Annotated in this window: 22 protein-coding genes; 10 read left to right on the plus strand and 12 right to left on the minus strand. The window is 70.8% G+C overall.

Annotated features, from left to right (window positions below; genetic code table 11):
* The first annotated feature begins 11 nt into the window (after window positions 1–11).
* Together QBL25_RS08365 and QBL25_RS08370 are read left to right on the plus strand one after the other, a co-directional pair.
* A complete protein-coding gene (locus QBL25_RS08365) occupies window positions 12–473 on the plus strand; it encodes a winged helix-turn-helix transcriptional regulator (RefSeq protein WP_409056387.1) in 462 nt (153 codons plus the stop codon).
* A 338-nt stretch (window positions 474–811) separates the two neighbouring features.
* Entirely contained in the window at window positions 812–1,687 is an 876-nt protein-coding gene (locus QBL25_RS08370; RefSeq protein WP_409056388.1) for an undecaprenyl-diphosphate phosphatase, read from the plus strand.
* A 634-nt stretch (window positions 1,688–2,321) separates the two neighbouring features.
* On the opposite strand, the gene QBL25_RS08375 is transcribed toward QBL25_RS08370, so the two are convergent.
* The 3 genes from QBL25_RS08375 to QBL25_RS08385 all read right to left on the minus strand — a co-directional run bounded on the left by QBL25_RS08375 (window position 2,322) and on the right by QBL25_RS08385 (window position 4,775).
* Entirely contained in the window at window positions 2,322–2,768 is a 447-nt protein-coding gene (locus QBL25_RS08375; RefSeq protein ID WP_409056389.1) for a hypothetical protein, read from the minus strand.
* A 203-nt stretch (window positions 2,769–2,971) separates the two neighbouring features.
* Window positions 2,972–3,502 carry a hypothetical protein gene (locus QBL25_RS08380; RefSeq protein WP_409056390.1) on the minus strand — a complete coding sequence of 177 codons (531 nt, stop codon included), beginning with the start codon at window positions 3,500–3,502 and terminating at the stop codon, window positions 2,972–2,974.
* Window positions 3,503–3,572: 70 nt separating this feature from the next.
* On the minus strand, window positions 3,573–4,775 hold the full coding sequence (locus tag QBL25_RS08385) for a helix-turn-helix domain-containing protein (RefSeq protein ID WP_409056391.1): 1,203 nt from the start codon (window positions 4,773–4,775) through the stop codon (window positions 3,573–3,575).
* An 81-nt stretch (window positions 4,776–4,856) separates the two neighbouring features.
* Between QBL25_RS08385 and QBL25_RS08390 the strand changes: the two genes are divergently transcribed.
* From QBL25_RS08390 to QBL25_RS08400, 3 genes are all read left to right on the plus strand, one after another.
* Window positions 4,857–5,525 carry an HAD family hydrolase gene (locus QBL25_RS08390; RefSeq protein WP_409056392.1) on the plus strand — a complete coding sequence of 223 codons (669 nt, stop codon included), beginning with the start codon at window positions 4,857–4,859 and terminating at the stop codon, window positions 5,523–5,525.
* Window positions 5,526–6,072: 547 nt separating this feature from the next.
* On the plus strand, window positions 6,073–6,684 hold the full coding sequence (locus tag QBL25_RS08395; RefSeq protein ID WP_409056393.1) for a DoxX family protein: 612 nt from the start codon (window positions 6,073–6,075) through the stop codon (window positions 6,682–6,684).
* A 147-nt stretch (window positions 6,685–6,831) separates the two neighbouring features.
* Complete coding sequence (locus QBL25_RS08400) at window positions 6,832–7,146, plus strand: DUF6401 family natural product biosynthesis protein (protein WP_409056394.1); 315 nt, start codon at window positions 6,832–6,834, stop codon at window positions 7,144–7,146.
* A 32-nt stretch (window positions 7,147–7,178) separates the two neighbouring features.
* Here the strand turns inward: QBL25_RS08400 and QBL25_RS08405 are convergent, their stop codons facing one another.
* Window positions 7,179–7,949, minus strand: coding sequence for a mechanosensitive ion channel family protein (locus QBL25_RS08405; protein ID WP_409056395.1), 771 nt, complete (start codon window positions 7,947–7,949; stop codon window positions 7,179–7,181).
* Window positions 7,950–8,477: 528 nt separating this feature from the next.
* A complete protein-coding gene (locus tag QBL25_RS08410; RefSeq protein WP_409056396.1) occupies window positions 8,478–9,101 on the minus strand; it encodes an HAD family hydrolase in 624 nt (207 codons plus the stop codon).
* Window positions 9,102–9,552: 451 nt separating this feature from the next.
* Here QBL25_RS08410 and QBL25_RS08415 point away from each other — a divergent pair, with 451 nt between their 5' ends.
* Window positions 9,553–10,083 (plus strand): nuclear transport factor 2 family protein, encoded by a 531-nt coding sequence (locus tag QBL25_RS08415; protein ID WP_409056397.1) that lies wholly within the window; start codon window positions 9,553–9,555, stop codon window positions 10,081–10,083.
* A gap of 162 nt (window positions 10,084–10,245) precedes the next feature.
* Window positions 10,246–12,408, plus strand: a complete 2,163-nt coding sequence (gene lnt, locus QBL25_RS08420) for an apolipoprotein N-acyltransferase (RefSeq protein ID WP_409056398.1) — start codon at window positions 10,246–10,248, stop codon at window positions 12,406–12,408.
* Here lnt and QBL25_RS08425 read toward each other — a convergent pair.
* Together QBL25_RS08425 and QBL25_RS08430 are read right to left on the minus strand one after the other, a co-directional pair.
* Window positions 12,332–13,237, minus strand: coding sequence for a Gfo/Idh/MocA family protein (locus tag QBL25_RS08425; RefSeq protein WP_409056399.1), 906 nt, complete (start codon window positions 13,235–13,237; stop codon window positions 12,332–12,334). The genes lnt and QBL25_RS08425 overlap by 77 nt on opposite strands.
* 71 nt (window positions 13,238–13,308) lie before the next feature.
* A complete protein-coding gene (locus QBL25_RS08430; protein ID WP_409056400.1) occupies window positions 13,309–14,541 on the minus strand; it encodes an FAD-dependent monooxygenase in 1,233 nt (410 codons plus the stop codon).
* A gap of 97 nt (window positions 14,542–14,638) precedes the next feature.
* On the opposite strand from QBL25_RS08430, the gene QBL25_RS08435 reads away from it, so the two are divergent.
* Window positions 14,639–15,403: a TetR/AcrR family transcriptional regulator gene (locus QBL25_RS08435; RefSeq protein WP_409056401.1), complete on the plus strand. Its 765-nt coding sequence runs from the start codon at window positions 14,639–14,641 to the stop codon at window positions 15,401–15,403.
* Window positions 15,404–16,004: 601 nt separating this feature from the next.
* A complete protein-coding gene (locus QBL25_RS08440; RefSeq protein WP_409056402.1) occupies window positions 16,005–16,478 on the plus strand; it encodes a hypothetical protein in 474 nt (157 codons plus the stop codon).
* 72 nt (window positions 16,479–16,550) lie between these two features.
* Here the strand turns inward: QBL25_RS08440 and QBL25_RS08445 are convergent, their stop codons facing one another.
* Both QBL25_RS08445 and QBL25_RS08450 read right to left on the minus strand, forming a co-directional pair.
* Window positions 16,551–17,039, minus strand: a complete 489-nt coding sequence (locus QBL25_RS08445; RefSeq protein WP_409062581.1) for a hypothetical protein — start codon at window positions 17,037–17,039, stop codon at window positions 16,551–16,553.
* Window positions 17,040–17,157: 118 nt separating this feature from the next.
* Window positions 17,158–18,120, minus strand: a complete 963-nt coding sequence (locus QBL25_RS08450; protein WP_409056403.1) for a helix-turn-helix transcriptional regulator — start codon at window positions 18,118–18,120, stop codon at window positions 17,158–17,160.
* 142 nt (window positions 18,121–18,262) lie between these two features.
* Between QBL25_RS08450 and QBL25_RS08455 the strand changes: the two genes are divergently transcribed.
* On the plus strand, window positions 18,263–18,682 hold the full coding sequence (locus QBL25_RS08455) for a DUF3224 domain-containing protein (RefSeq protein ID WP_409056404.1): 420 nt from the start codon (window positions 18,263–18,265) through the stop codon (window positions 18,680–18,682).
* 26 nt (window positions 18,683–18,708) lie between these two features.
* Here the strand turns inward: QBL25_RS08455 and ung are convergent, their stop codons facing one another.
* From ung to QBL25_RS08470, 3 genes are all read right to left on the minus strand, one after another.
* On the minus strand, window positions 18,709–19,392 hold the full coding sequence (gene ung, locus QBL25_RS08460; RefSeq protein WP_409056405.1) for a uracil-DNA glycosylase: 684 nt from the start codon (window positions 19,390–19,392) through the stop codon (window positions 18,709–18,711).
* Between the two features lie 186 nt (window positions 19,393–19,578).
* A complete protein-coding gene (locus tag QBL25_RS08465) occupies window positions 19,579–21,114 on the minus strand; it encodes an ABC transporter substrate-binding protein (RefSeq protein WP_409062582.1) in 1,536 nt (511 codons plus the stop codon).
* A gap of 239 nt (window positions 21,115–21,353) precedes the next feature.
* Window positions 21,354–22,103, minus strand: a complete 750-nt coding sequence (locus QBL25_RS08470) for an SDR family oxidoreductase (RefSeq protein WP_409056406.1) — start codon at window positions 22,101–22,103, stop codon at window positions 21,354–21,356.
* Window positions 22,104–22,136: the final 33 nt, after the last annotated feature.

Here is a 22,136-nt window from a genome sequence, read left to right on the forward strand (position 1 = left end):
AGGATGTCCGCATGAAGGATGCGCGCCCCTGCTCGATCGCCGACGCCCTCGCCCTGGTCGGCGAGAAGTACTCCCTGCTCGTCCTGCGCGAGGTCTGCCTCGGCAACGGGCGCTTCGACCAGCTGGTGCGCAACATCGGCGCCCCGCGCGACATCCTCGCGACGCGGCTGCGCCGCCTGGTCGACGCCGGCGTCCTGGAGAAGGTCGCCTACAGCGAGCGTCCGCAGCGCTTCCAGTACCGCCCCACGCAGGCCGGCCTCGAACTGGAGCCGGTCCTGATGACGTTGATGGCCTGGGGCGACCGCCACCTCCGCACGGACGACGACCGCCCGATGGTCGTCGAGCACGTCTGCGGCAACGAGATGCTCCCGGTCGTGACCTGCGCGGCCTGCGGCGAGCAGGTCCACCACGACGACCTCACCGCACACCCGCAGACCCCCGGCTGGACGACGAAGGGCCCCACGGCGGCGTAGCCGGTCCGGTGTGGCGTGGCCGATCCGGGTCGGAGTGGCCGATCCGGGCCGACGTGGCCGATCCGCTGCGGCGTGGCCGATGCGGGCCGACGCGGCCGATCCTGGCCGACGCGGCCGATCCGGATCGGCTTGTGGCGCGGCGCGAGGAGTGCCTCCCGGACCCCCGTCCCAGCTGGCCCGCCGCCCCGCGCGGCGGCCCTCCGGCAATCTATTAACCAAGTGGCGCTACGCTGCCCCACGGCAAGGGAGTGATCACCCCTCGCGCGCATACCTCCCGTATCTCCCATCACATGACCGCACCCGCAGCCCATGATCCGTACTTGGACGGCGCAGTTTCCATGTCTTGGCTTGAATCCTTCATCCTCGGGCTCGTCCAGGGACTGACCGAGTTCCTCCCGATCTCGTCCAGCGCGCATCTGCGGCTGACCGCGGCCTTCGCGGGCTGGCACGATCCGGGAGCCGCGTTCACCGCGATCACCCAGATCGGCACCGAGGCAGCCGTGCTGATCTACTTCCGCAAGGACATCGCACGGATCATCTCCGCGTGGTTCGGCTCCCTCTTCGGCAAGGTGCCACGCTCCGACCACGACGCGCAGATGGGCTGGCTCGTCATCGTCGGCTCGATCCCGATCGGCGTGCTGGGCGTCACCTTCAAGGACCAGATCGAGGGCCCGTTCCGCGATCTGCGGCTCATCGCCACGACGCTGATCGTGATGGGCATCGTCCTCGGCATCGCCGACCGCCTCGCGGCGCGCGACGAGACCGGCGGCAAGCACCGTGCCGTGAAGGAACGCAAGAGCCTGAAGGAACTGGGCGTCCGCGACGGCCTGATCTTCGGCATCTGCCAGGCGATGGCCCTGATCCCGGGCGTCTCCCGCTCCGGCGCCACCATCAGCGGCGGCCTGCTCATGGGCTACACCCGCGAGGCGGCGGCGCGCTACTCCTTCTTGCTCGCCATCCCGGCGGTCCTCGCCTCGGGCGCCTTCGAACTCAAGGACGCGGGCGAGGGCGGCCACGTCTCCTGGGGCCCGACGATCTTTGCGACGATCGTCGCGTTCCTGGTCGGCTACGCGGTCATCGCCTGGTTCATGAAGTTCATCACGACCAAGTCCTTCATGCCGTTCGTCTACTACCGCATCGCCCTCGGCATCGTACTGATCGTGCTGGTCAGCATGGGCGTACTGAGCCCTCACGCGGGCGAGTCGGCGGGCTGAAGTCAAGATTGGGTCTCTGACTTTCGCCTAGTGGCATCTAGAGGAAACCAGACGAAAATGGCAGCTGTTCGAGGAATCTCTCCTTGATCATCTCCCAGTCGTCTCCCACTCCCCCGCTTGGCGGCGCAGCGCGACGGCGGCCCCGCGGTTTCACACTGCGGGGCCGCCGTTGTCTTGGCCTGAGGGACCAGAGCGGGGGGCCACCTGGGGGGAGTCTCTCCCCCGCCCTGGCCACAGTGCTCAACGCGCACACGCGGCACGCGTAACGGTCAGCAATGCAACCTAATTCAGCAGGCCCAGACTTAGCTGATCAGAATCGAGAACCAGTGTCCGCCCGCCGACGAGGGGGTGCTCACGATGGGCGGAGGATCTGCGGCGCGAGCAGGGTCTGGGCTCGGGCCAAGCTCGACGACCCCTGGTCTGCACTCGACCCCGGAGTCTCACAAGCCGCGAGCGTGGGCGCGTCGGCCGTGATCGCAAGACGGTCCACCGGTACGAACACGCCACCAGGGTGCCCACGCTCACCGACCCCCTCCTCATCGCCGACGCGCTCGACGTGCCGCTCCGCGACTTCGTCTGACGGGGCGGAGACTGCCGGTACCACAGCACCGGCAGCCCCGTTCGGCACCAGCAGCTAGGTACACCGGCCCGGCTGATTCCAGTACCCCTCGCGCTCGAAACGCGCTTTCGCCCTCCGGACGATCACCCGCGTCTCCTGGTGAGTACGGCCGAGCGGCGTACAGACCGGGCAGATCCGAGTCCCGTTCCACTCCCGCTCCGTCTCCAGCGGCGGGCCCTCGTGCACATCGCAGATCACCCCGTCGAAGAACTTGCTGATCACGGCCCGGCTCATGAGCAGCACCGGTGTCTTCGGGTCCTTGTCGTCGCTGATCGCGACCATGCGCGTCCCGTCGGGGATGCTGTCGTGCGGGTACCCCTTCGCGACGCCGGCGTCCGCGAGGATGAGGCAGTCCTTCAGAATTGGATCGAGGTCGGTCCGGCGGGCCTTCCGCCAGTCCAGTCCTGGCGCCGCGTGGTACTGGTAGAGAATGGTGGTCGTGCCGTTCGTGAGCGTGCCCATCTGAGCCGTCTACACGCCGTAAGTACGGCGGGAGTTCGAGGGAGGCGTGGCCGCAGCGCGGGCCGCTTGCCAGGCTCGGCGGATGCGGCGGCCGTCCTCGCACGGAGCTTCGACGCGGCACGGGGTACAGGCGTCGAGGTGCGCGAGAAGCGCCTGATATACCTTCTGCGCCTCGGGGGCCACGTCGGCCGGGACTACGGTCCTCATGGGCTTGTCTCCGGAGGGCTGTTCTCGGCGAGGCTGGCGCGGCCTGTGGCCACGAGTTCCTCGACCGCCCGGAGGGAGCACAGGTTTCCGGGGAAGCGGGGCGGCACAACCCAGTGCGTGCGGGACGAACCTTCACGCTCCGTTTTCGGAACGCCCAGGTACGTGCCGTGGCCGAGCAACGGGGCATCTTGCTGAAAGGGCCAGTCCCTCCGCGGAATGGTTTCGATCAGTGCGTAGTCGTGCTGGCCCGCCTCATCGCGGATCACTGGTCCGTCGAGAGCCGCAGAGAGCGCGGTGTCCACTGCTGGCTGCTCCGAGGTGCCGACCGCGGCGTGCACGAGCTGCGTAGGGATTCGGATCGCGCAGAAGCGGTTGCCGCATGGCAGGAGGGCGACGCCTCCGTCCCTCCACTCGCGCCACGCCTGCTCGGGTGCGGCCTGCGCTTGGGACAGCCAGCGATCGACCGCCGAGATTTGTGTTGGATCGGGCATCGGGAAAGCCTTCACAGTCATGGTGACGTGCCTCACACCCATGACCGTAGGCAACCTCTGCGCGATCACCCGAGCTGTCAGTTCGGGTGAGCCACAAGCTCCCCAGCTAGACGAGGCCCATCCGCACAGCGAGCTGCTCGGCCTGCCGAGCGTGCGTCGCCCGGGACCGGCGGATCGTCGTCAAGACCAACTGCCGGGCGAGCGGCGTCCGGGCCAGATCTTCCGGGGCGATGGCCTCCAAGCCGAGCAGAGACAGCAGAACGGCGGCATCGTCGCGACGCTGGCCGTGGCAGGCCGCCACCTCCAGACCGAAAGTGAACTCCCTCTCCACCGAAGGCAGACCACTGATGTCGGTCGCGTCCGCAGTGTGCAGGGCCTCACCGGTCTCGCCCGCTTCCATCTCGATGGACAGGGCGTGCAGAGCAATGTTGGTCGGCCCGAACACGGTCCATCGGATGTTGCTGTCGTCGGGCACCTGGCGGGCCGCGGGCGCTGCGTGCTGAACCAGTCGGTCCCGGGCCTCCCACCAGCGGCGCCGACGGGTCGCCCCGAGGACGGCCACCAGCTGGAGTGCGCCGCCCATCGCTTGGCGCTCCATCTCCGGCATCTGAGCGACAGCAACCTGCTCGACCGCCCGCAGCGCCAGGTCCTCCGCCTCGCCTGGCCGGCCCGCAGCGAGGAGGACATGGCCGAGGTTCCACTGCGCGGCAGCGACACGCAGAGGGTCGTCGGCGTCCTCTGCGCCGCGCATGGCCCGGTCCGCTGCGATGGTGGCCAGATCGACGCGGCCGGTGCGCCGCAGGTAGGAACGGAGCAGGCAGTAGAGGTCAGAGGCAACCCGGAGCACGGCACGGCGCTCTACCGGATCCGCCCCGGCGCGAGCGGCGCGAGCCGCGTGATCTACATCAGCAACGAGTCCGGGCAGCGTATGGGCGGCCTGGGTGAAGCGGTCGCGCGCGGTCTGCCAGGACTGCCACGCGGCCTCCACCCGGTCCCTCAGCACGGCTGCCGTTGCAGGCCCAGCCTTGAAAGCGGGCCCGTAGCCGAGGAGCGCGCGGCCCACAGCAGCCTCCGCTGTGTCTGAGGCTTCCTCTTCTGCGGGGGGTTGCTCCGACAGCAGAGCGGCAGTGGGTACCCCCAGCTCCTGAGCCAGGGCATACAGGATGGGCAGCGAAGGGACCTTGAGACCCCGCTCGATCTGGGACAAGTAGTCGGGCGAAATGCCCACCAGTCCGGCGACCGCATCCTGCCGGCGCCCGCCCCGATAGTGCCTGATCCGGTCCCCGATGGGGAGGTCTGCTGCAACCATGCGCCCGCTCCTCGCTCTGTTTTCCGAGCGTAGGGTGCCCGCAAGGTGGGGACACGGGAATCCACTGAGAGAGGGGGCGCCGTGGCGAGGCTGGTGTTGTGGGACATCGACCACACGCTCATGGCCATGCGCGGACTCGGCGGCGAGCTGTGGGCGGTCGCGTTCGAGGAGGTGACGGGCGTGCCGCTGCGCGAGCAGGCGTCCGCGACCGGGTCGACGGAGCGCGTGATCCTCCGGGAAACTGCGAAGTTGCACGACGTCCCTTTCAGCGACGACCTGTTCACGCGGTTCGCTGACGCACTGGGCGCCGTCCACCTTCAGCGGGCGGCCGAGGTGCGCGAGCGTGGGCACGCTCTTCCTGGTGCCGCGTCGATCCTGGCGGCGCTCGACGCGCGCGGGGTCCGGCAGTCGGTGGTGACTGGCAACGTCCGCGCCGCGGCTGAGGTGAAGTTGGCGACGTTCGGCCTCGACGCGTACCTCCGCCTAGACGAGGGCGCGTACGGGGAAGATGCTGAGAAGCGTCCCGAGCTGCTGCGCGCTGCGCTGATCCGCGCCGACATCCCCGCCACGGACGCGGTGTTCCTCGGGGATACCCCTGCCGATGTGACGGGTGCGCACGATGCTGGGGTGCGGGTCGTGGCGATCGCCACTGGCAAGACGTCGCGGGCCGAGCTCCAGGCCGCCGGCGCCGAGGTCGTGCTCGACGACCTCGCCGACACCGAGCGGGTCCTGGACGTGCTCGGAGCATGACGAAAGCGCCCCCACCGCCCGAAGGAACGATGCGCCGCACGTCGCGGCCCTTCTCCCTACCCGCGTGGACTACTGCGTCCGTATGCACTGCGCCCGAGTGCCCTGCGTCCGTATGAATTGGACTGCCTGCCCGGTTCCACTCCCGCAGCCGCACGCCGTGTAACGGCGGGCCGGGGCCGGGTGTCACGCTACGGTCGAGGCAACACATCCTCCGGCCTGTAGGCGGAGGCGCCGCATGTGGCCTGCAACGGTTCGGGAGGAGTAGCGCCCCGTGATGTCACTCGCCCTGTATCTCCCCGGCGCGGGGGCTCTCCCTCGGTGGGTACAGATCGCGGTCGCCGTTCTGGTGATCGGCTCGATGGCCGCTCGTATCTGGTTGTTCGTCCGTCGGCGGAAGTGACTGCCGCCGACCGCCACCATCCGCCACCGGCTGGCGACTGGGCGTCGTAGCAGCTCGCTCGCGGTCGTGGATCGACCGGGAGCGAGCACGGTGGCGGTTTGTGTGGGGGTGCTGTCTGAGAGGGCGGATCTGGGGAAGCCGGAAGGCATGGCTGTTCTCAGGAAATGCGCACGCCCCTTGCTCGCCTCCGTCTTCCTGTCCGGCGGACTCAGTACCCTCCGGGACCCGAAGCGTGTGGCCTCCGCCGCGGAGCCCGTCGCGGTTCCGCTGAGTTCCAAGATCCCCCGGCTCACGGAGGACCCGGAACGCCTGGTCCGCATCAACGGTGCGGTGCAGGTCGGCGCCGGCGTGCTGCTGGCCACCGGGCGGGTCCCCCGCGTCGCCGCGCTCGCGCTCGCCGGGTCCCTCGTGCCGACGACGCTGGCCGGGCACGCCTGGTGGAAGGAGGAGGACCCGGAACGGCGTGCCGCTCAGCGCACCCAGTTCATCAAGAACCTCTCGCTCTTCGGCGGCCTCCTGATCGCCGCGGCCGACACGCACGGCAAGCCCTCCGTGGCCTACCGCAGCCGCCACGCCGCCAAGACCGGTGCCGTCCGAGGGCGCTCCGCCGCCAAGAGTGGTGCCACCCGAGGCCGCTCCGTCGTGAAGTCCGGCGCCCAGCGCAGTCGCGGCGTCGCGAAGTCGAGCCGCGACGCCGCCCGTCACGCCGGACGCGATGCCGCGGACGCGCTGAGCAAGGCTGCCGCCTCCGTCCGGTAGGCAGGCAGGCACGCAGGCACGCAGGCACGCAGGCACGGGACTGTGCAGGAGAGTGCGGGCGGGCGCAGGCCAGCGGCTCGCTCGTTGTGACCAAAGGCATGCCGAAAGGCCCTCTTCAGGAGGGTTTGGCCCGCCTACGGTGAAGGGATGTCGCCCCTCGCCCGCATCAGCGCCTCGTACGCCCCGCGCTTCGCCGAGTTCGCCTTCGAGCCCGGTTTCACCGCCGCCGTGGACCAGCACGTGGCGGAGTTGCGGGACCGGCTCGAGATGGGCGGGCCCGGACTCGTGCCGCCGACGCCGGACCCGGAGATCCTCTCGGACTACGCCCTGGGGTTCCTCGACGCGCTCGCCGAGAACGGGTGGCGCGAGCCGGTCGGCCACGACTACGCGGTGTGCCGCCTCACTGCCATCTCCTGGCTGGTGAGGCGGCACGACCTGGTTCCGGAGACTTCCGGGCCCTGAGTCCTGAGCGCCCGGACCCCGAATCCGCCCGCTCACATGTCGAAGCGCTCGCGCTCCTCCACCGGCTGGTTGGTCATCGCGTCCTCGCGGCCCGCCTGGTACGCGCTGACACTGCCGCGCGCCTTGGCCGTCTCCTGCTCCGCCGTGTTCAGCCACCGCTCCCAGCGCTGACGCATCGGGCCGATGAGACCACCGCCGACGCCGACGATGAGGATGCCCGCACCGGCCGCGAGCGCCGCGTACAGGACGGGCTGCGTGACCGTCGTGGCGATGCCCGCCTGGCCGAGCGCCGCGATCACGCCGAGCGCGACGATGCAGGCCCAGACGATGGTGCCGATGGTCTTCCCGTACGACATCGAGGACAGGGCGCTGGTGACGATGTCGCGTACGACGTTGGCCACGGCCATGGCGACGACCAGCAGCACGATGGCGACGACGCCGCGCGGGATCCAGGAGACGATGCCGTCGAGCATCGTGGAGACCGGGTTGCTGCCGAACACGCCGAAGCCGAGCTGCAGGGTGATCAGGAGCAGGGCGAAGTACACGACCTTGCAGACGATCCCGGTGAGGTCGTACTTGGAGTTCGCCAGCATCTTCGACGCGCCCGCGCGTTCGGCGAGCTTCTCGGAGCCGGCCTTGCGCAGGAGCCGGTCGAGGACCTTGGCGATCATCTTCGACACGAACCAGCCGATGGCCATGACGACCAGGAAGCCGATCAGCTTCGGCACGAACTGAGCGACCTTCGACCAGGCGTCGTCGAGACCCTGGGTGAAGTCCACGGAAAGACTTATGTACTGGGACATGAGTGGTCCTCCACTCGATGAGCCCCGGCCGCCGGTGTGGCGTCAGGGCGATGAATCCCCCACGGCGCGCGGCTTCCGGCGCGTCCCTTCTCCCCTGGATATCAGGGGCCACGGGCGGGCACCGCGCGGTACTGCGCCGTACGGGTGACGGCACGTGACGCCTTGGGACGCGGTGCGGACACCGGGCGGAGACCGGGCGGAGACTGTGCGTCCGCTCACTTGGAGGATCTGCCCAGTAGCTGAGAGTTCCGATTGTCTTAGCTATCCCCTAGGCTTGCCGCATGCCCTTAACCCCTCATCCCCTTGGTTCCGCACGGTCTGCCGCGGAACTGAACGAGCGAATCCGCGGTCTGTGGATGCGCGCCGGCGGACGCCTCTCGGCCGAACAGCGCCGTGAGTACGAGCAGTTGGTGACCGAGTGGGCCGCAGCCGTCCGCGAAGAGGTCGTCAGGGCCGCCTAGTACGGTTCGGGCATCTGGTTCGGACATGTGGTGGGGACGTCCGCACGTTCGATTGATTGGCCCTGCCTCACGTGCCCCGCCCCGTGAACTCCCCTATCCGCGCCAGGGTTTCCGCCGTGCCGGTGTGCACGTGACCTGCCATCCCCAGCGCCCGCGCCGCCACGACGTTGACCGCGGTGTCGTCGACGAACAGGGCGTTCGCGGGCTCGACGGCGAGCAGCCGCCGGGAGATCTCGTAGATCCGCCGGTCCGGCTTGGCGCAGCCGGCCTCGCAGGACAGGACGAGATGATCGGCGACGTCCAGGAGTCCACCGGCCGACATCCGCTCGCGCAGGCCGGGCCAGGTGTTGCTGACCACGGCGGTCGGGACGCCCCGCTTCCGCAGATCCCGCAGGCACGCCACCAGGTCCTCGTCCCACGTCTCCTTGGCCACGAGGTCCCGGCGCAGCTCGGTGATCACGCCCGGCGCCACGCCAAGACGCCCCCGTACGGTCTCCCACCAGGCGTTCTCGCTGACGCGGCCGATCAGGACCCCGGAGTCGTCGCCCTCGTACAGGGCGGTCATGAAGGCGGCGGCCGGGATGTCCAGCCGCCTGCCCCAGGCGGCCGCGACGGCGGGCAGGTACTCGCGGACGAGCACCCCGCCGACATCGATCAGCACGCCCCGTACGCCACGGATGTCCGGGCCCATGAGCCGTACCTTCGCCGAGCGGCGTCCCGCCGTCAACGGCCGGCGCGTCAGCCCTTGCCCTGACGCGCCTTCCTCGCGATGCGGCGCTTCTGCCGCCCCGTCAGTTCCTTGCGGTTGCCTTGGCGTTTGTACGCCGCGATGCGCTGCTCGTTCTTCAACGGGCCTCCCCGGCTAGGAGTACTCATGCCGCCGCGAAACGTCCGGCGAACGCCCCGCGCGGGTCCTCGGCATCCTCGACGCCGACCCTGCGAACATTCCACGGCCGCCCAACTGCCCGGCATCGTATGACAAGTTGAAGCGAAATCGACCTGTCGCGACCGGACGCGCCCGGCCTCGACCGGTCTCGACGGCACCGCACGAAGCGCGCCACACGAGCCACGTCTCCGCACGCTTTCCGGCGCGTTCCTGCGCGCCTCTTGGCTGCGCACCCCCCGTGCCCAACACTGACCCGATGACGCAGCGCGTGGAACTCGCCGCCGTGATGGACCGGTTGGCCATCGACTCCCTCATCACCGAGTACGCAGTGACCGTCGACGACGGCGACTGGGACGCCTACCAGCGGCTCTTCACCCCGGACGGACGTGCCGACTACAGCTCGGCGGGCGGTATCGACGCGAGCGCCGCCGAGGTGGCCGGCTGGCTCGCGGGCGCGATGGAGCTCTTCCCGATGCGCCAGCACCTGATAGTCAACAGGAAGCTGACCTTCGGGACTCTCGACCAGGACATCGATGACCTGGCACACGTCCAGGCCGACTACGTGAACCCGATGCGCTTCCCCTCGAACACGAACGCGAGCGCGAGCGCGAAGGCGGGCGCAGCACAGGCAGACGGCGCGGAATCCATGGCGCCGGACTTCATCTGCGGCGGACGCTACGCCTTCACCGCCCTGCGCACGGACCAGGGCTGGCGGCTGCGGCAGGTGACCGTGCAGGAGAAGTGGCGCCAGGTCCGGCCCCGCTCCCGGACCGAAGCACCCAGCTGAGGGGCGAGCCGGGCAACCGGGCAGCCGGGCAGCCGACGAGAGGCGCCCCAAGATCGCACGGCAGACGCACTGTCGTAGATCGTCCGGGGCGCGCACACTGGAGGGACGACCGGGCGCCGGGGACGAGGGAGGCGTTCCGTCGGGGAACGAGGGAGGCGCTGCATGGACCATTACGGCGACGACCGTGACCGGCGACGGCCCCGCTCTCCGTCCCCTCCAGCAACCTCGGCGGCACCTCCGGCCCCTCAAGCCACCTCGGCGGCCTCTCCGGCCTCCGTAAACCCTGCCGCCTCTGCCGCCCCCTCTGCGCCTGCTGCACCGGCTGCACCTGCGGCCCCCGCTGTTCCTGCGGCGAGGCGGCTGCTGACATCGCCCCGCTGGCGCGGCCTCCTGGCCGTCGCCGCCGGGGCGCTGCCCGCTCTCGCCTTCCCCGCCCCTTCGCTGTGGTGGTTCGCGTACGTCGCGCTCGTGCCCTGGATCCTCCTGGCCCGCTCGGCGCGGACGGGGCGCAGGGCGGCGATCGACGGCTGGCTGGGCGGCCTCGGGTTCATGGTGGCCGTGCATCACTGGCTGCTGCCGAGCCTCCATGTGTTCACCCTGCTCATCGCGGCCCTGCTCGGCCTGCTGTGGGCGCCGTGGGGCTGGCTGGTACGGCGATTCCTGGGCGGGGTGAACACTCCGGGCCGGACTCTGGCGGCGCTGGTCGTCCTGCCGTCCGCCTGGCTGATGGTGGAACTGGTCAGGTCCTGGGAGGGACTGGGCGGGCCCTGGGGGCTGCTCGGCTCCAGCCAGTGGCAGGTCGAACCCGCCCTGCGCGTCATGTCGGTGGGGGGAGTGTGGCTGGTCAGCGCCCTGCTCGTCACCCTGAACACCGTCGTCGCGGCACTCCTCACGGCCGTCACCGCGGCCCACGGTCTCCGCCCGCCTGACAGGTCCCGTACGACGACCACGACGACCACCACGACCACCCCCGGCATGGCGAGGACGTCCCGCACGACGACCACCCCCGGCGCCGCGAAGACCTCCCGTACGACGACCACCTACCGCACGGCTCAGACGTCCGACGCGACGAAGGAGTCCGAGGAAGCGACGGCATCCAGCGCGCCAACGCCGTCCGACGAGGCGGGAATGGCCGGCACACCCCCACCCACACGCACACCCTCCGCACCACCACGCGCCTCCCTGGCCAAGACCCTCCCCGCCACGGCCGGCCTCGTGGCCGTCGCCGCCGTGACCACCTCCGCCTGGGCGTGGGCCCCCCGCCCCGAACCCGCGGGCGAGACGCGCGTCGCCGTCGTCCAGCCGGGAGTGATCAACGGAGTCGGCGGCCCCGACAAGCGCCTCGCACGCGAGGAGGAGCTGACCCGCGGCCTGGCGGGACGGGACCTGGACCTCGTCGTCTGGGGCGAGAGCAGCGTCGGCTACGACCTGGCAGAGCGCCCCGACGTGGCACGGCGGATATCCGTGCTGTCCCGCGATGTCGGCGCCGACATCCTGGTGAACGTGGATGCGCGCCGCTCCGACCAGCCCGGCATCTTCAAGAGCTCCGTCCTCGTGGGCCCCCAGGGCCCGACCGGCGACCGCTACGACAAGATGCGGCTCGTCCCGTTCGGCGAGTACGTCCCCGCCCGCTCGCTCCTCGGCTGGGCGACGTCGGTGGGCAAGGCGGCGGGCGAGGACCGCAGGCGCGGCGAGCGACCGGTGGTGATGAACGTCGGGGACGGCCTGAAGGTCGGCCCGCTGGTCTGTTTCGAGTCGGCGTTCCCCGACATGAGCCGTCATCTGACGCGCGAGGGAGCGCAGTTGCTGCTGGCCCAGTCGTCCACGTCGTCGTTCCAGTCCAGCTGGGCGCCCGAACAGCACGCATCGCTCGCTGCCGTGCGGGCCGCCGAGACCGGCCGCCCCATGGTGCACGCCACGCTCACCGGCGTCTCCGCGGTCTACGCCGCGGGCGGCGAACGGCTCGGCACACCGCTCGGCACCTCGGCGAGCACCACGGCGACGTACGAGATTCCGCTGGCCAAGGGGGTCACGCCGTACGTCAGGCTGGGCGACTGGCCGGTGCACGCGGCTCTCGCCGTACTCGCGGCGCTCGGCGCGGCCGAAGCCGCGCGTGCCCTGCGGGACCGTGCCGGACGGAGCCGCGGACGGGGCCGTGCCGGAAGAGGTCCTACCGGACAGGGCCCTACCGGACAGGGCCCTGCCGGGCGAGGCCGGGATGAGCGGGACCCCGCGAAGGGGCGGCGGCTCAGGCAGCCTGCTCCTGAGCCGCGCGAACCACGCGCTCGCACAGCTCATGGGTCGCCAGCGCGTCCCGGGCGCTGAGCACCTTGCCCGCGCGCACGGCGTCGAGGAACGCGAGCACCACCTGCTCGATGCCGCGCTGCCGGGCCACCGGCACCCAGTCGCCGCGCCGCCGCACGGTGGGCTGGCCCTTGTGGTCGACGACCTCGGCGAGATTGAGCACCTGGCGCTTGGTGTCCTGCCCCGACACCTCCAGGATCTCCTCGGTGGAACCGCTCAGCCGGTTCATCACGCCGAGCGCGGTGAACCCGTCCCCCGCGAGCTGGAGCACGACATGCTCCATGAGCCCGTCCTGGAGGCGTGCGCGCACGCCGACGTGGTCGATCGGTCCCGGCGCGAGGAAGCGCAGCGTGTCCACGACGTGGATGAAGTCGTCCAGGACGAGCGTGCGCACGTCCTCGGGCAGGCCGACGCGGTTCTTCTGCATCAGGATCAGCTCGCGCGGGTGGTCGACGCACTGCACGTAGCCGGGCGCGTAACGGCGGTTGAAGCCGACGGCGAGGCTCGTCGCACGCTCCTCGGCGAGCTGCACGAGACGCTCCGACTCGGCCAGTTCGTACGCGAGGGGCTTGTCGACATAGGTGGCCACGCCCGCTTCGAGCAGCCGCGTCACGATCTCCGGGTGCGCGGAGGTCGAGGCGTGCACGAAGGCGGCGTCGATGCCCTGGGCGAGCAGCGCGTCCAGGTCGGTGTGGCAGCGCTCTTCGGGGATGTGGTGGGTGCCCGCGACACGGGCGAGGGTCGCCGGCGTACGCGTCTGCAAGTGCAGCTCGACCCCCGGCAAGGTGGTGAGCACGGGCAGATACGCCTTCTGCGCGATGTCACCGAGTCCGATGCAGCCGACCTTCACCGTTGTCCCCTGTCTGTCTGCTCCACCGCCGCGCCCGTGGCGATGGTCCACCGCCAGTTCTCGGCGGCGCGCTACCGCTGTGCGATTCCTGTTCCCGCAGCATACGGCTGCTGCGGCGGGCGCCAGCCGGCGATCGAGGCGAAGCTCCGCAGGATCAGGTTCGGGCCGAGGCGTCCGGCCGCGGTGATGAGTGCGTTGCGTACGGAGATGAGGGGGGCGCTCGTCAGGTGGTTCATGCGGGCGGCGCGCGCCGCCTGCCGGACGATCGCCGTGGTACGCGGCACCCGCGCCGCGCTGTACCCGGCGAGCCCCGCGGCCAGGTCGCCTCCCGGGGCCACGTGGTGGGCCAGGACGACGGCGTCCTCGATGGCCTGGTTGCCGCCCTGGGCCAGCGTGGGCGCCATGGCGTGCGCGGCGTCCCCGATGAGGGCGACCCTGCCTCGGTGGTAGCGCGAGAGCGGCGTGCTCATGTGGCGCACGTCGTTGCGCAGGATGTCCGCGGGGCGGGCGGCGGCGATGATCTCGGGGATCGGGTCGTGCCAGTGGCTGAAGCGGCACGCCAGTTCGGCCTTCTCGCCGTCGGGGCCGTGGCCCCCTTCGGGGACGGTGGCGGTGGCGTACGCGTAGATCCTGCCGTCCTTGAGCGGGTGGGTGCCCCAGACGCCGCCCTGTCCCCAGGTCTCGTGCGGCTCGAAGGGGCGCTCGGGAGCGGGGACGACGAGACGCCAGGCGGTGAATCCGGCGTACGTCGGCTGCGGGTGGGACGGGAACAGGACCGATCGCACGGCCGAGTTGATGCCGTCGGCGCCGACGACCAGGTCGGCCTCGATGTCCCCGTCGTCGGTGCGGACGACGGCCTTGCGGTCCTCCGCTCCCGGATCGACGAGCTCGGCCCGTACGCCGGTCCGCAGGGCATGGGTCGGCAGGGCGCCTACCAGCAGGTTCACGAGGGTGGCGCGGTGCAGCAGGACGAGCGCGCCGCCGAATTTCGCGGCGGTCGCCGCGGCGGACGTCCGCACGAGCCAGCGCCCGTTCTGCGCGCGCATCCCGCCGTCGCCCTCCCAGGCGGCGAGCGCGCGGACGCGGTCGCCGAGGCCCAGGACGTCCAGGGCGCGCTGGGAGTTGGGGGCGAGTCCGATGCCTGAGCCGACGGGCTCCAAGGTGGCGGCCTGCTCCAGGACGGACACCTGCCAGCCCGCGAGCTTCAGGGCGATGGCGCAGGTGAGACCGCCGATGCCGCCGCCGATGATGACGGCGTTCGGTTTGTGGGGCGGGTGGAACGACTGGTGCCGGGGGTGTGCCATGACTCGTCCTCCTGCTCGGACTCCCTGCACTACACCTGTAGTACGCGATGAGGCCGACGGTACTACAGGTGTAGTGACCTCCGATAGACTGAACGGCATGCCCCCACGCACCGGCACGAAGTTCATGGGTCCCGCGGATCCCGCGGATCCCTCGGATCCCTCGCACGTTCCGCCTTCGGCCCCGGCGCCGAAGGCGGGACCACAGCCGAAGCCGGAGCCAGAGCCGGCTCCAGAACCCGCGGGGCCGCCCCGCAACGAACTGATCGCCGACACGGCACTCGCCCTGCTCTCGGAGCGGGGCATGCGGGGGCTGACCCACCGGGCGGTGGACGAAGCGGCCGGACTCCCCCAGGGCTCGACCTCGAATCACGCGCGCACGCGGCTCGCCCTCCTCGAAGCGGCGGTACGGAGGCTGGCGGAGCGCGAGGCGGCGGTACTGGCCCTGCCGGAAATGGCGGAGGCCCACGCGCGGGCGGCGTCGGGCGGCGACGAGGCCTCGACCATGGAGGGCCGCCGCGAGGCCTTGATCGCCGCGCTGGCCCAGTCCATGCACCGGTCACTCTCGAGCGAGTACCGCCACCTGCTGATCTCCCGCTACGAACTGGCCCTGGAGGCGACCCGCCGACCGGAGCTACGGGCCTACTACGACGCGGCGGGGGCACGGTTCAGGCAGCCGCTGGTGGCCCTGATGCGAACCCTCGGCTCACCGGAACCGGAGCGGCACGCGTTGTCGCTGTCCGCGTGGAGCGAGGGTCAGATGTTCTCCCAGGCGGCAGGCTCCGACCGCACGCCCTCCCCCACGGAGGAAACGCTCCGCAGGGGGTTCCGAGAGCTGCTCCAAGGAATGCTGAACCAGGCGTAACGCCCGACAGACTCCCACCCCCACCCGGCCGCTCCACGCCAACTGCCCTCCCTCCCACCCACCCACCCGATCACCCGGCATCGGACAACCCCCGCAGGAACGCCGGCAGGTCAGCTCGGATAGCCGGGTAATCGGGCGAGGGGCGGAAAAGTTCCGGCGCGAAGCGGCGGGCTAGTGGGGGGCGTCTGGGGCTGCCGGGTGAACGGGTGGGTGGGCGGGGGACATCGCCGCGAAGCGGCGGGGCGGGTGCGGTGCCGCTGGGACCGCCGGGCATCGGGCGGGTGGGCGGGCGGGAAAAATCCGGCGCGCAGCGGCGGGCTTGCGGCGCGCGCAGGGCACACTAGCCGCGAAGCGGCAGGTTTGTGGGGGCGCCTCTGGGGCTGCCGGGTGAACGGGCGGGTGGGTGGGTGGGTGCGAAGCAGCCGGCACGAAGCAGCCGGCGCGAAGCAGCTGGCGCAAAGCAGCCGGCACGGCCTGGCCCACCCCACGGAGTGGCGAAGCAACAAAGCCCCCCGGCCGGCCAGAGGCCCACTCACTCGTGCGGGCCAACTTCCCCCCGATCCCTCGCCGAAGGCACCCCCCACCCCTCAGAGTTGCGCGAATGCACCGAACCACCACGACCACCGCCACACTCCTGACCACCGTGGCGGTCGCCACCCTCGCCGGCTGTGTCAGCGTCGAGCGGCAGCCCGCGTCCGGACCGTCCGCCGCGAGCGCCCCGCCCCCGGCGCCCCGCACCGACGGCGCATCCCGACCGCGCGTCGTGGAAGCCCCCGCCCGCGAGGCACTGGAACTCATCGGACCGCCCCGCTCCCCGGCGCCCCGCGCCACCGGCACCGCGCCGACCCTCTCCGCCGCACCACCCCGCGCGGCGAACCCCGCCCGGCACACGAAACCCGCGGACCCGCCCCCGCGACGCCGCGCACACCGCCCCGAGGCCGCCGCGCCGCCGGCTCTTCCCACCGCCTTGCCCAAGCCCGAGCGCCCGGATCTCTGCGCCCTCGGCAAGCAGTACGGCGGCTGGCAACCCGGCAGCCCGGAAGCAACCATCTGCCAGGACGCCTACGGCCACTAGCCGAAACCCACCCAGGCCAGCCCCCAGCCGTAGCCCCGCCCCAACCCCAAGCCCCAGCCCCAAGCACCCCCGCTACTCCACCTCACTCCCCTCCCCCAACCGCAGCTCAAGCCTCCCGATGGCCGCCCGGACGCCGTCGCCGTACCCGTCGTCCCCCAGCGCCCCGATCGCCCCACGCGCCCGCCGGATGTGGTTGCGCGCCGCCTCGGGGCGCCCCAGTTTCGCGTAGTCGGCGGCCAGGTTCAGGTGCAGGGAGGGGTAGAAGCCCCGGACCGCGATGGAGTGGTGGTGTTCGTGCAGGCGCTCGTCCGTGAGTTCGTCCGCCGCCGACAACGCCCGCAGGTCCCAGGCCAGTTCGTCCGACGGATCCTCCTGCGTGTCCGCCATGTAGTGCGCGAGCGTGCAGCGGTGCAGGGGGTCGCCGTTCTCACCGATCTCCGCCCACAGCGTGAGGAAGCGGCCCTGTGCCTCCTCACGGTCACCCCCGTGGTGCAGCATGACCGCCTGCCCGATCCGCGTCATCATGGCGTCTTCCGCCGCCTGCTCCTGCTGCTCCGCCACCGGGTCCTCCACGCTCGTACGCCCGTCGTGCACACCCGTACGCCCACCGTGCACACCGCTCTCGACGCTATCCGCACCCACCGACAATCACCGTCAGGCGCGATCGCCCGCGAGGCGCTCACGCATACCGCTGGGCCAGCCCGGTGACGGTCCTCGCCAGCTCGGCGCGGAGTTCGGGCGGGCCGAGCACCTCGGCCTCCAGGCCCAGCCTGAGCAGGTCGCTCACGGCGACGGGCAGCGTCTCGACCTCCAGATCGACCACTCGCCGGCCGTCCTCGTCCGGCTCGCCCGCCCCCTCCACGGCCCGCGTGCCCGCCGCCCCGAACAGCGCGGGCAGCAGCCGCAGCCCCGCCGGCGAGAGCCGTACCCGCGCCGTGCCCTTCAGGACCCGCGCCTGCAACTCGCGCGAGGCGCTCTCCCAGTAGGCGGCCAGATCGAACCCGGCGGGCCGCGCGGACTCCTCGTCCGCCGCCGTCACCTCCAGGAACCGCGACACCCGGTAGGTCCGTACGGTGTCGTCGGCCGCCGCCACCAGATACCAGTTCCCCGCCTTGAGCACGAGCCCCAAAGGATGCAGCTCGCGCCGCACCTCGCCGCCCCACCGCCGGTAGTGCGCCCGCAGCACACGTCGGCGCCAGACGGCGTCGGCGACGACGGACAGCAGCGGCGCGGGATCGGCCGCGCGGAACCAGCCCTCCGCGTCCAGGTGAAAGCGCTCCTGGATCCGCCGCGACCGCTCACCGAGCCCGGCCGGCAGCGCCGCGCCCAACTTGAGTCGCGCGGTGACCAGTTCGGCCCCCAGGCCCAGGTCCGCCGCGGCGGCCGGCATCCCCGCGAGGGCGAGGGAGTCGGCCTCGTCGTCCGTGAGACCGGTCAGCCGGGTGCGGTAACCGTCCATCAGCCGGAAGCCGCCCGCCGGACCCCGCTCGGCATAAATGGGCACCCCGGAGGCGGCGAGCGCCTCGGCGTCCCGGTAGACGGTCCGCACAGAGACCTCCAGCTCCTCGGCGAGCTCCGGCGCGGACATGTGCCCGCGGTTCTGGAGCAGCAGGAGCAGGGCGAGAAGCCTGTCGGCGCGCATGAGACCCAGTCTGCATCCGGATCCGTACCTGACAGAAGGTGTCAGGTACGGGCGTCAAAGTGATCTCAGCGCCACGGCACACAAGCCCCACCACCGCGCCGAGCCCCGACAGGCCCGACAGCCCCGAGAAGGGACCCCAACCATGACCACCCACCCCACCCCCCGAACCACCGGCACCTTCACCTTCTCCCGGTGGGACGAGAAGCCCGTCGCCGGAGCGGACGGCGGCGCCCGCATCGCGCATGCCGCCGTCACGAACGACTTCACCGGCGCCGTCGAGGCCACCGGCACCTCCTGCGAGTACACGCTCGTGTACGTCGACGAGACCACCGGTGTCTTCACGGGCTACGAATTCGTCGAAGGAAGCGTGGACGGCCGCACGGGCTCCTTCGTCCTGGAGCAGCGCGGATCCTTCGGCGCCGACGGCACGATCACCTGCGCCCTGACCGTGCAGCCCGGTTCGGGCTCAGGTCAGCTGACCGGCCTCGCGGGCACCGGCACGTTCACCGCGCGGCACGGCGAGCCCACCGTCACGTACACCTTCACGTACACGATCAGCTGACATCACCCCACGCGCGCCTTCAGAGCTCAGCCCAGATTCGGGATCCGCCAGTCGATCGGGTCGTGGCCCTGGGCCGCCACAGCCTCGTCGATCTGAGTGAAGGGGCGCGAGCCGAAGAACTTCTTCGCGGAGAGCGGCGAGGGGTGGGCGCCCTTCACGACCGCGTGCCGCTCCTCGTCGATGAGCGGGAGCTTCTTCTGGGCGTAGTTGCCCCACAGGACGAAGACGGCCGGGTCGGGGCGGTCGGCCACCGCGCGGATCACCGCGTCGGTGAACTTCTCCCAGCCCTTGCCCTTGTGGGAGTTGGCCTCTCCCGCGCGGACGGTGAGCACCGCGTTCAGCAGGAGGACGCCCTGCTGGGCCCACGGCATCAGATAGCCGTTGTCCGGCACGGGGTGGCCGAGCTCCTCCTTCATCTCCTTGTAGATGTTCCGCAGCGAGGGCGGGGTCTTCACGCCCGGCCGCACGGAGAAGCAGAGGCCGTGCCCCTGCCCCTCGCCGTGGTACGGGTCCTGGCCGAGGACGAGCACCTTGACCTGGTCGTACGGTGTCGCGTCGAGCGCGGCGAACACCTCTTCACGCGGAGGGTAGACGGGACCCTTGCCCCGCTCTTCCTCGACGAACTCGGTGAGCTCCTTGAAGTAGGGCTTCTGCAGCTCCTCGCCGAGGACTCCGCGCCAGGACGCGGGCAGCATGGCGATGTCGGTCACGTCAACAACCTCCGGTGTGCGGTCACTTCTCACCACAGAACCTACCGGCGGCCACTGACAATCAGCCCCACCCTCACTGCCCGCGGCAACCCGCCACCTGATGGCCTTGCGTCACCTGATGGCCCTGCGTCACCAGCTGATCCAGCGCCACCACCCACCGGCCCACCGCCGCCGACCAGCCCACCGCTACCAACTCGTCTTGCGCTCCAGCTCCCACATCATCATGATCGCCGAGGGGTCCAGGGCGAGTTCGCCGCCCGCGATCTCCTCGCTCGCCATGATGTACTGCTTCCCCTGCCACAGCGGCAGCAGCCGCGCGTCGTCGACGAGGAGCTTCTGGGCCTGCTCGAAGTCGTCGGCCACCGCGCCCCGGTCGGCCTCGCGGCGCGAGCGCGGCAGCATCTCGTCGGTGATCGCCTTCGACGGGTAGGGCGTGTTGAGCACGTTCTTCTCGCCGACGAACGGCGCGATGAAGTTCTCGGCGTCGGGGAAGTCGGGGAACCAGCCACGACCGAAGACCGGGTACTCGCGCTTCTTGGTGCCGGCGTCGAACTCGGTCCAGGGACGGCCCTTGAGCGTGATCTTGAAGAGGCCCGACCCTTCGAGCTGCCGCTTGATCTCCTGGAACTCCTTGGCGGTCGCCGAGCCGTAGCGGTCGGTGGTGTACCAGAGGGTGAGCGGCACGGGTTCGTTGATGCCCGCGCCCCTGAGGATGTTCGCGGCCTTGGCGTCGCTGGGGTTCCCGTAGTCGTCGAAGAAGCCGGTGCCGTGCCCGGTCAGCCCCTGGGGGACCATGGAGTACAGCGGCTCGACGGTGTCCTGGTAGATCTTGTGGGCGATGGCCGGGCGGTCGATGATCTGGGCGATGGCCTGGCGGACCGGCTTCTTCCTGGCCCAGGGATCGTCGGGATTGAAGACCAGATAGCGGATCTCGGTGCCCGCGCCCTCCACGAGCTGGATGCCCTCGCGCGCGTGCTTGTTGGCCTGCATCTCGACGATGTCCTGCGCCGCGAGTCCACGGAAGGTGACGTCGATCTGCTTGTTCTTCAGGGCGTCGACCATGGTGGCCGACTTGTTGAAGTAGCGGATCGTGACGGCGTCGTTCTTGCGGTCGGCCGCGCCCTTGTAGTTCGTGTTCTTGACCAGCTCCGCGCGGTCGCCGGCCTCGTACGACTCCAGGGCGTACGGTCCCGAACCCGCGATGGTGGTGCCCTCGCGGAGCTTGTCCGCCGGGTACTCGCGGGGGTCGACGATCGACATGGCGGGCGTGGAGAGCACGAAGGGGAACGTGGCGTCCGGCTTCTTGAGCCGGAAGACGACCGTGCGGTCGCCCTTCGTCTCGACCGAGTCGAGCGATCCGAGCAGCCCGGTGGGCCCGCCCTTCACGTCGATGCGCCGCATGCGGTCGAAGGTGTATTTGACGGCCTTCGCGTCGAGTTCGTGGCCGTCGGAGAACTTGAGGTCCTCGCGCAGCTCGCAGGAGAAGACCATGTTCGTGGCGTCGGTGAACTTGCAGGACTCGGCTGCGTCCGGTTCGGGCTCGGCCGCCCCGCTGGGGAAGCTCAGGAGCGTCTGGAAGACGTTGCGGTACAGCTCCCAGGAGCTGTCCCACGCCGCGGCCGGATCGAGCGTGCTGGGGGCACTCATCGTGCCCACGGTTATCTTCTGCTCCTCGTCGGACTCGTCCGACGAGAACATTCCGCACCCCGCGAGCAGGGACATCGACACCAGTGCCGCGGCCGGCCGCAGACCCCGGCGGGACGACCCGGCCAGGCCGCGCAGACCCGCCGCCGCCACCAGGCGAACTTCACTGAACACGCGCACGCTCCTCGATCGGCCATGCCATGGGTCGGGAGACAATATCGCAATGCCCCGCCGGGCCAACTGGTGGCGCCGACGGGGCACTTGATGCGCGTGTACGTCCCTTTTCAGTGGCGTACCTGGTGATTGTTCGGCCTTCGTCAGCCGACGCCCGCATTGAGGAAGATGCCGCCATCGACCACGAGTGTCTGGCCCGTGATCCAGTCGGACTGGGCGGACGTGAGGAACGCGGCGGCGCCCCCGATGTCCTCGGGCACACCGAGCCGCCCCAGGGGGTACGCGGCGGCGGCCTCCTCCTCGCGGCCCTCGTACAGCGCCTGGGCGAACTTGGTCTTGACCACGGCGGGCGCGATCGAGTTGACCCGCACCTTGGGCGCGAACTCGTGCGCGAGCTGCAAGGTGAGGTTGACCATGGCGGCCTTGCTCATGCCGTACGCGCCGATGAACGGCGAGGGGGCGACGCCCGCGACGGAGGCGATGTTCACGATCGCCCCGCCGTTCTCGCTCTGCCAGGCCTTCCAGGTCTGCTGGGCGAAGCCGAGCGCCGAGATCACGTTGGTCTCGAAGACCTTGCGCGCCACATTGAGGTCGAGCTCGGCCATCGGCCCGAACACCGGGTTCGTGCCGGCGTTGTTGATCAGGAAGTCGACCCGCCCGAAGGCCTCCATGGCGCGCTCGACGGCGACCGCCTGGTGCGCCTCGTCGTGCGCCTTGCCCGCGACGCCGATGACGCGGTCGGCGCCGAGCTTCTCGACGGCCTCCTTGAGCGCGTCCTCGTTGCGTCCGGTGATGCACACCCGGTCACCACGGGCGACGAGCGCCTCCGCGATGCCGTAGCCGATGCCGCGGCTCGCGCCCGTGACGAGCGCGGCCTTTCCGCTGTCCTGCACTGTCGTCTCCACATCCCTTGGGAACCGGACCAA

It is taken from the genome of Streptomyces sp. SYP-A7185 (assembly GCF_046103685.1).
In the GTDB taxonomy this organism is placed as follows: domain Bacteria; phylum Actinomycetota; class Actinomycetes; order Streptomycetales; family Streptomycetaceae; genus Streptomyces.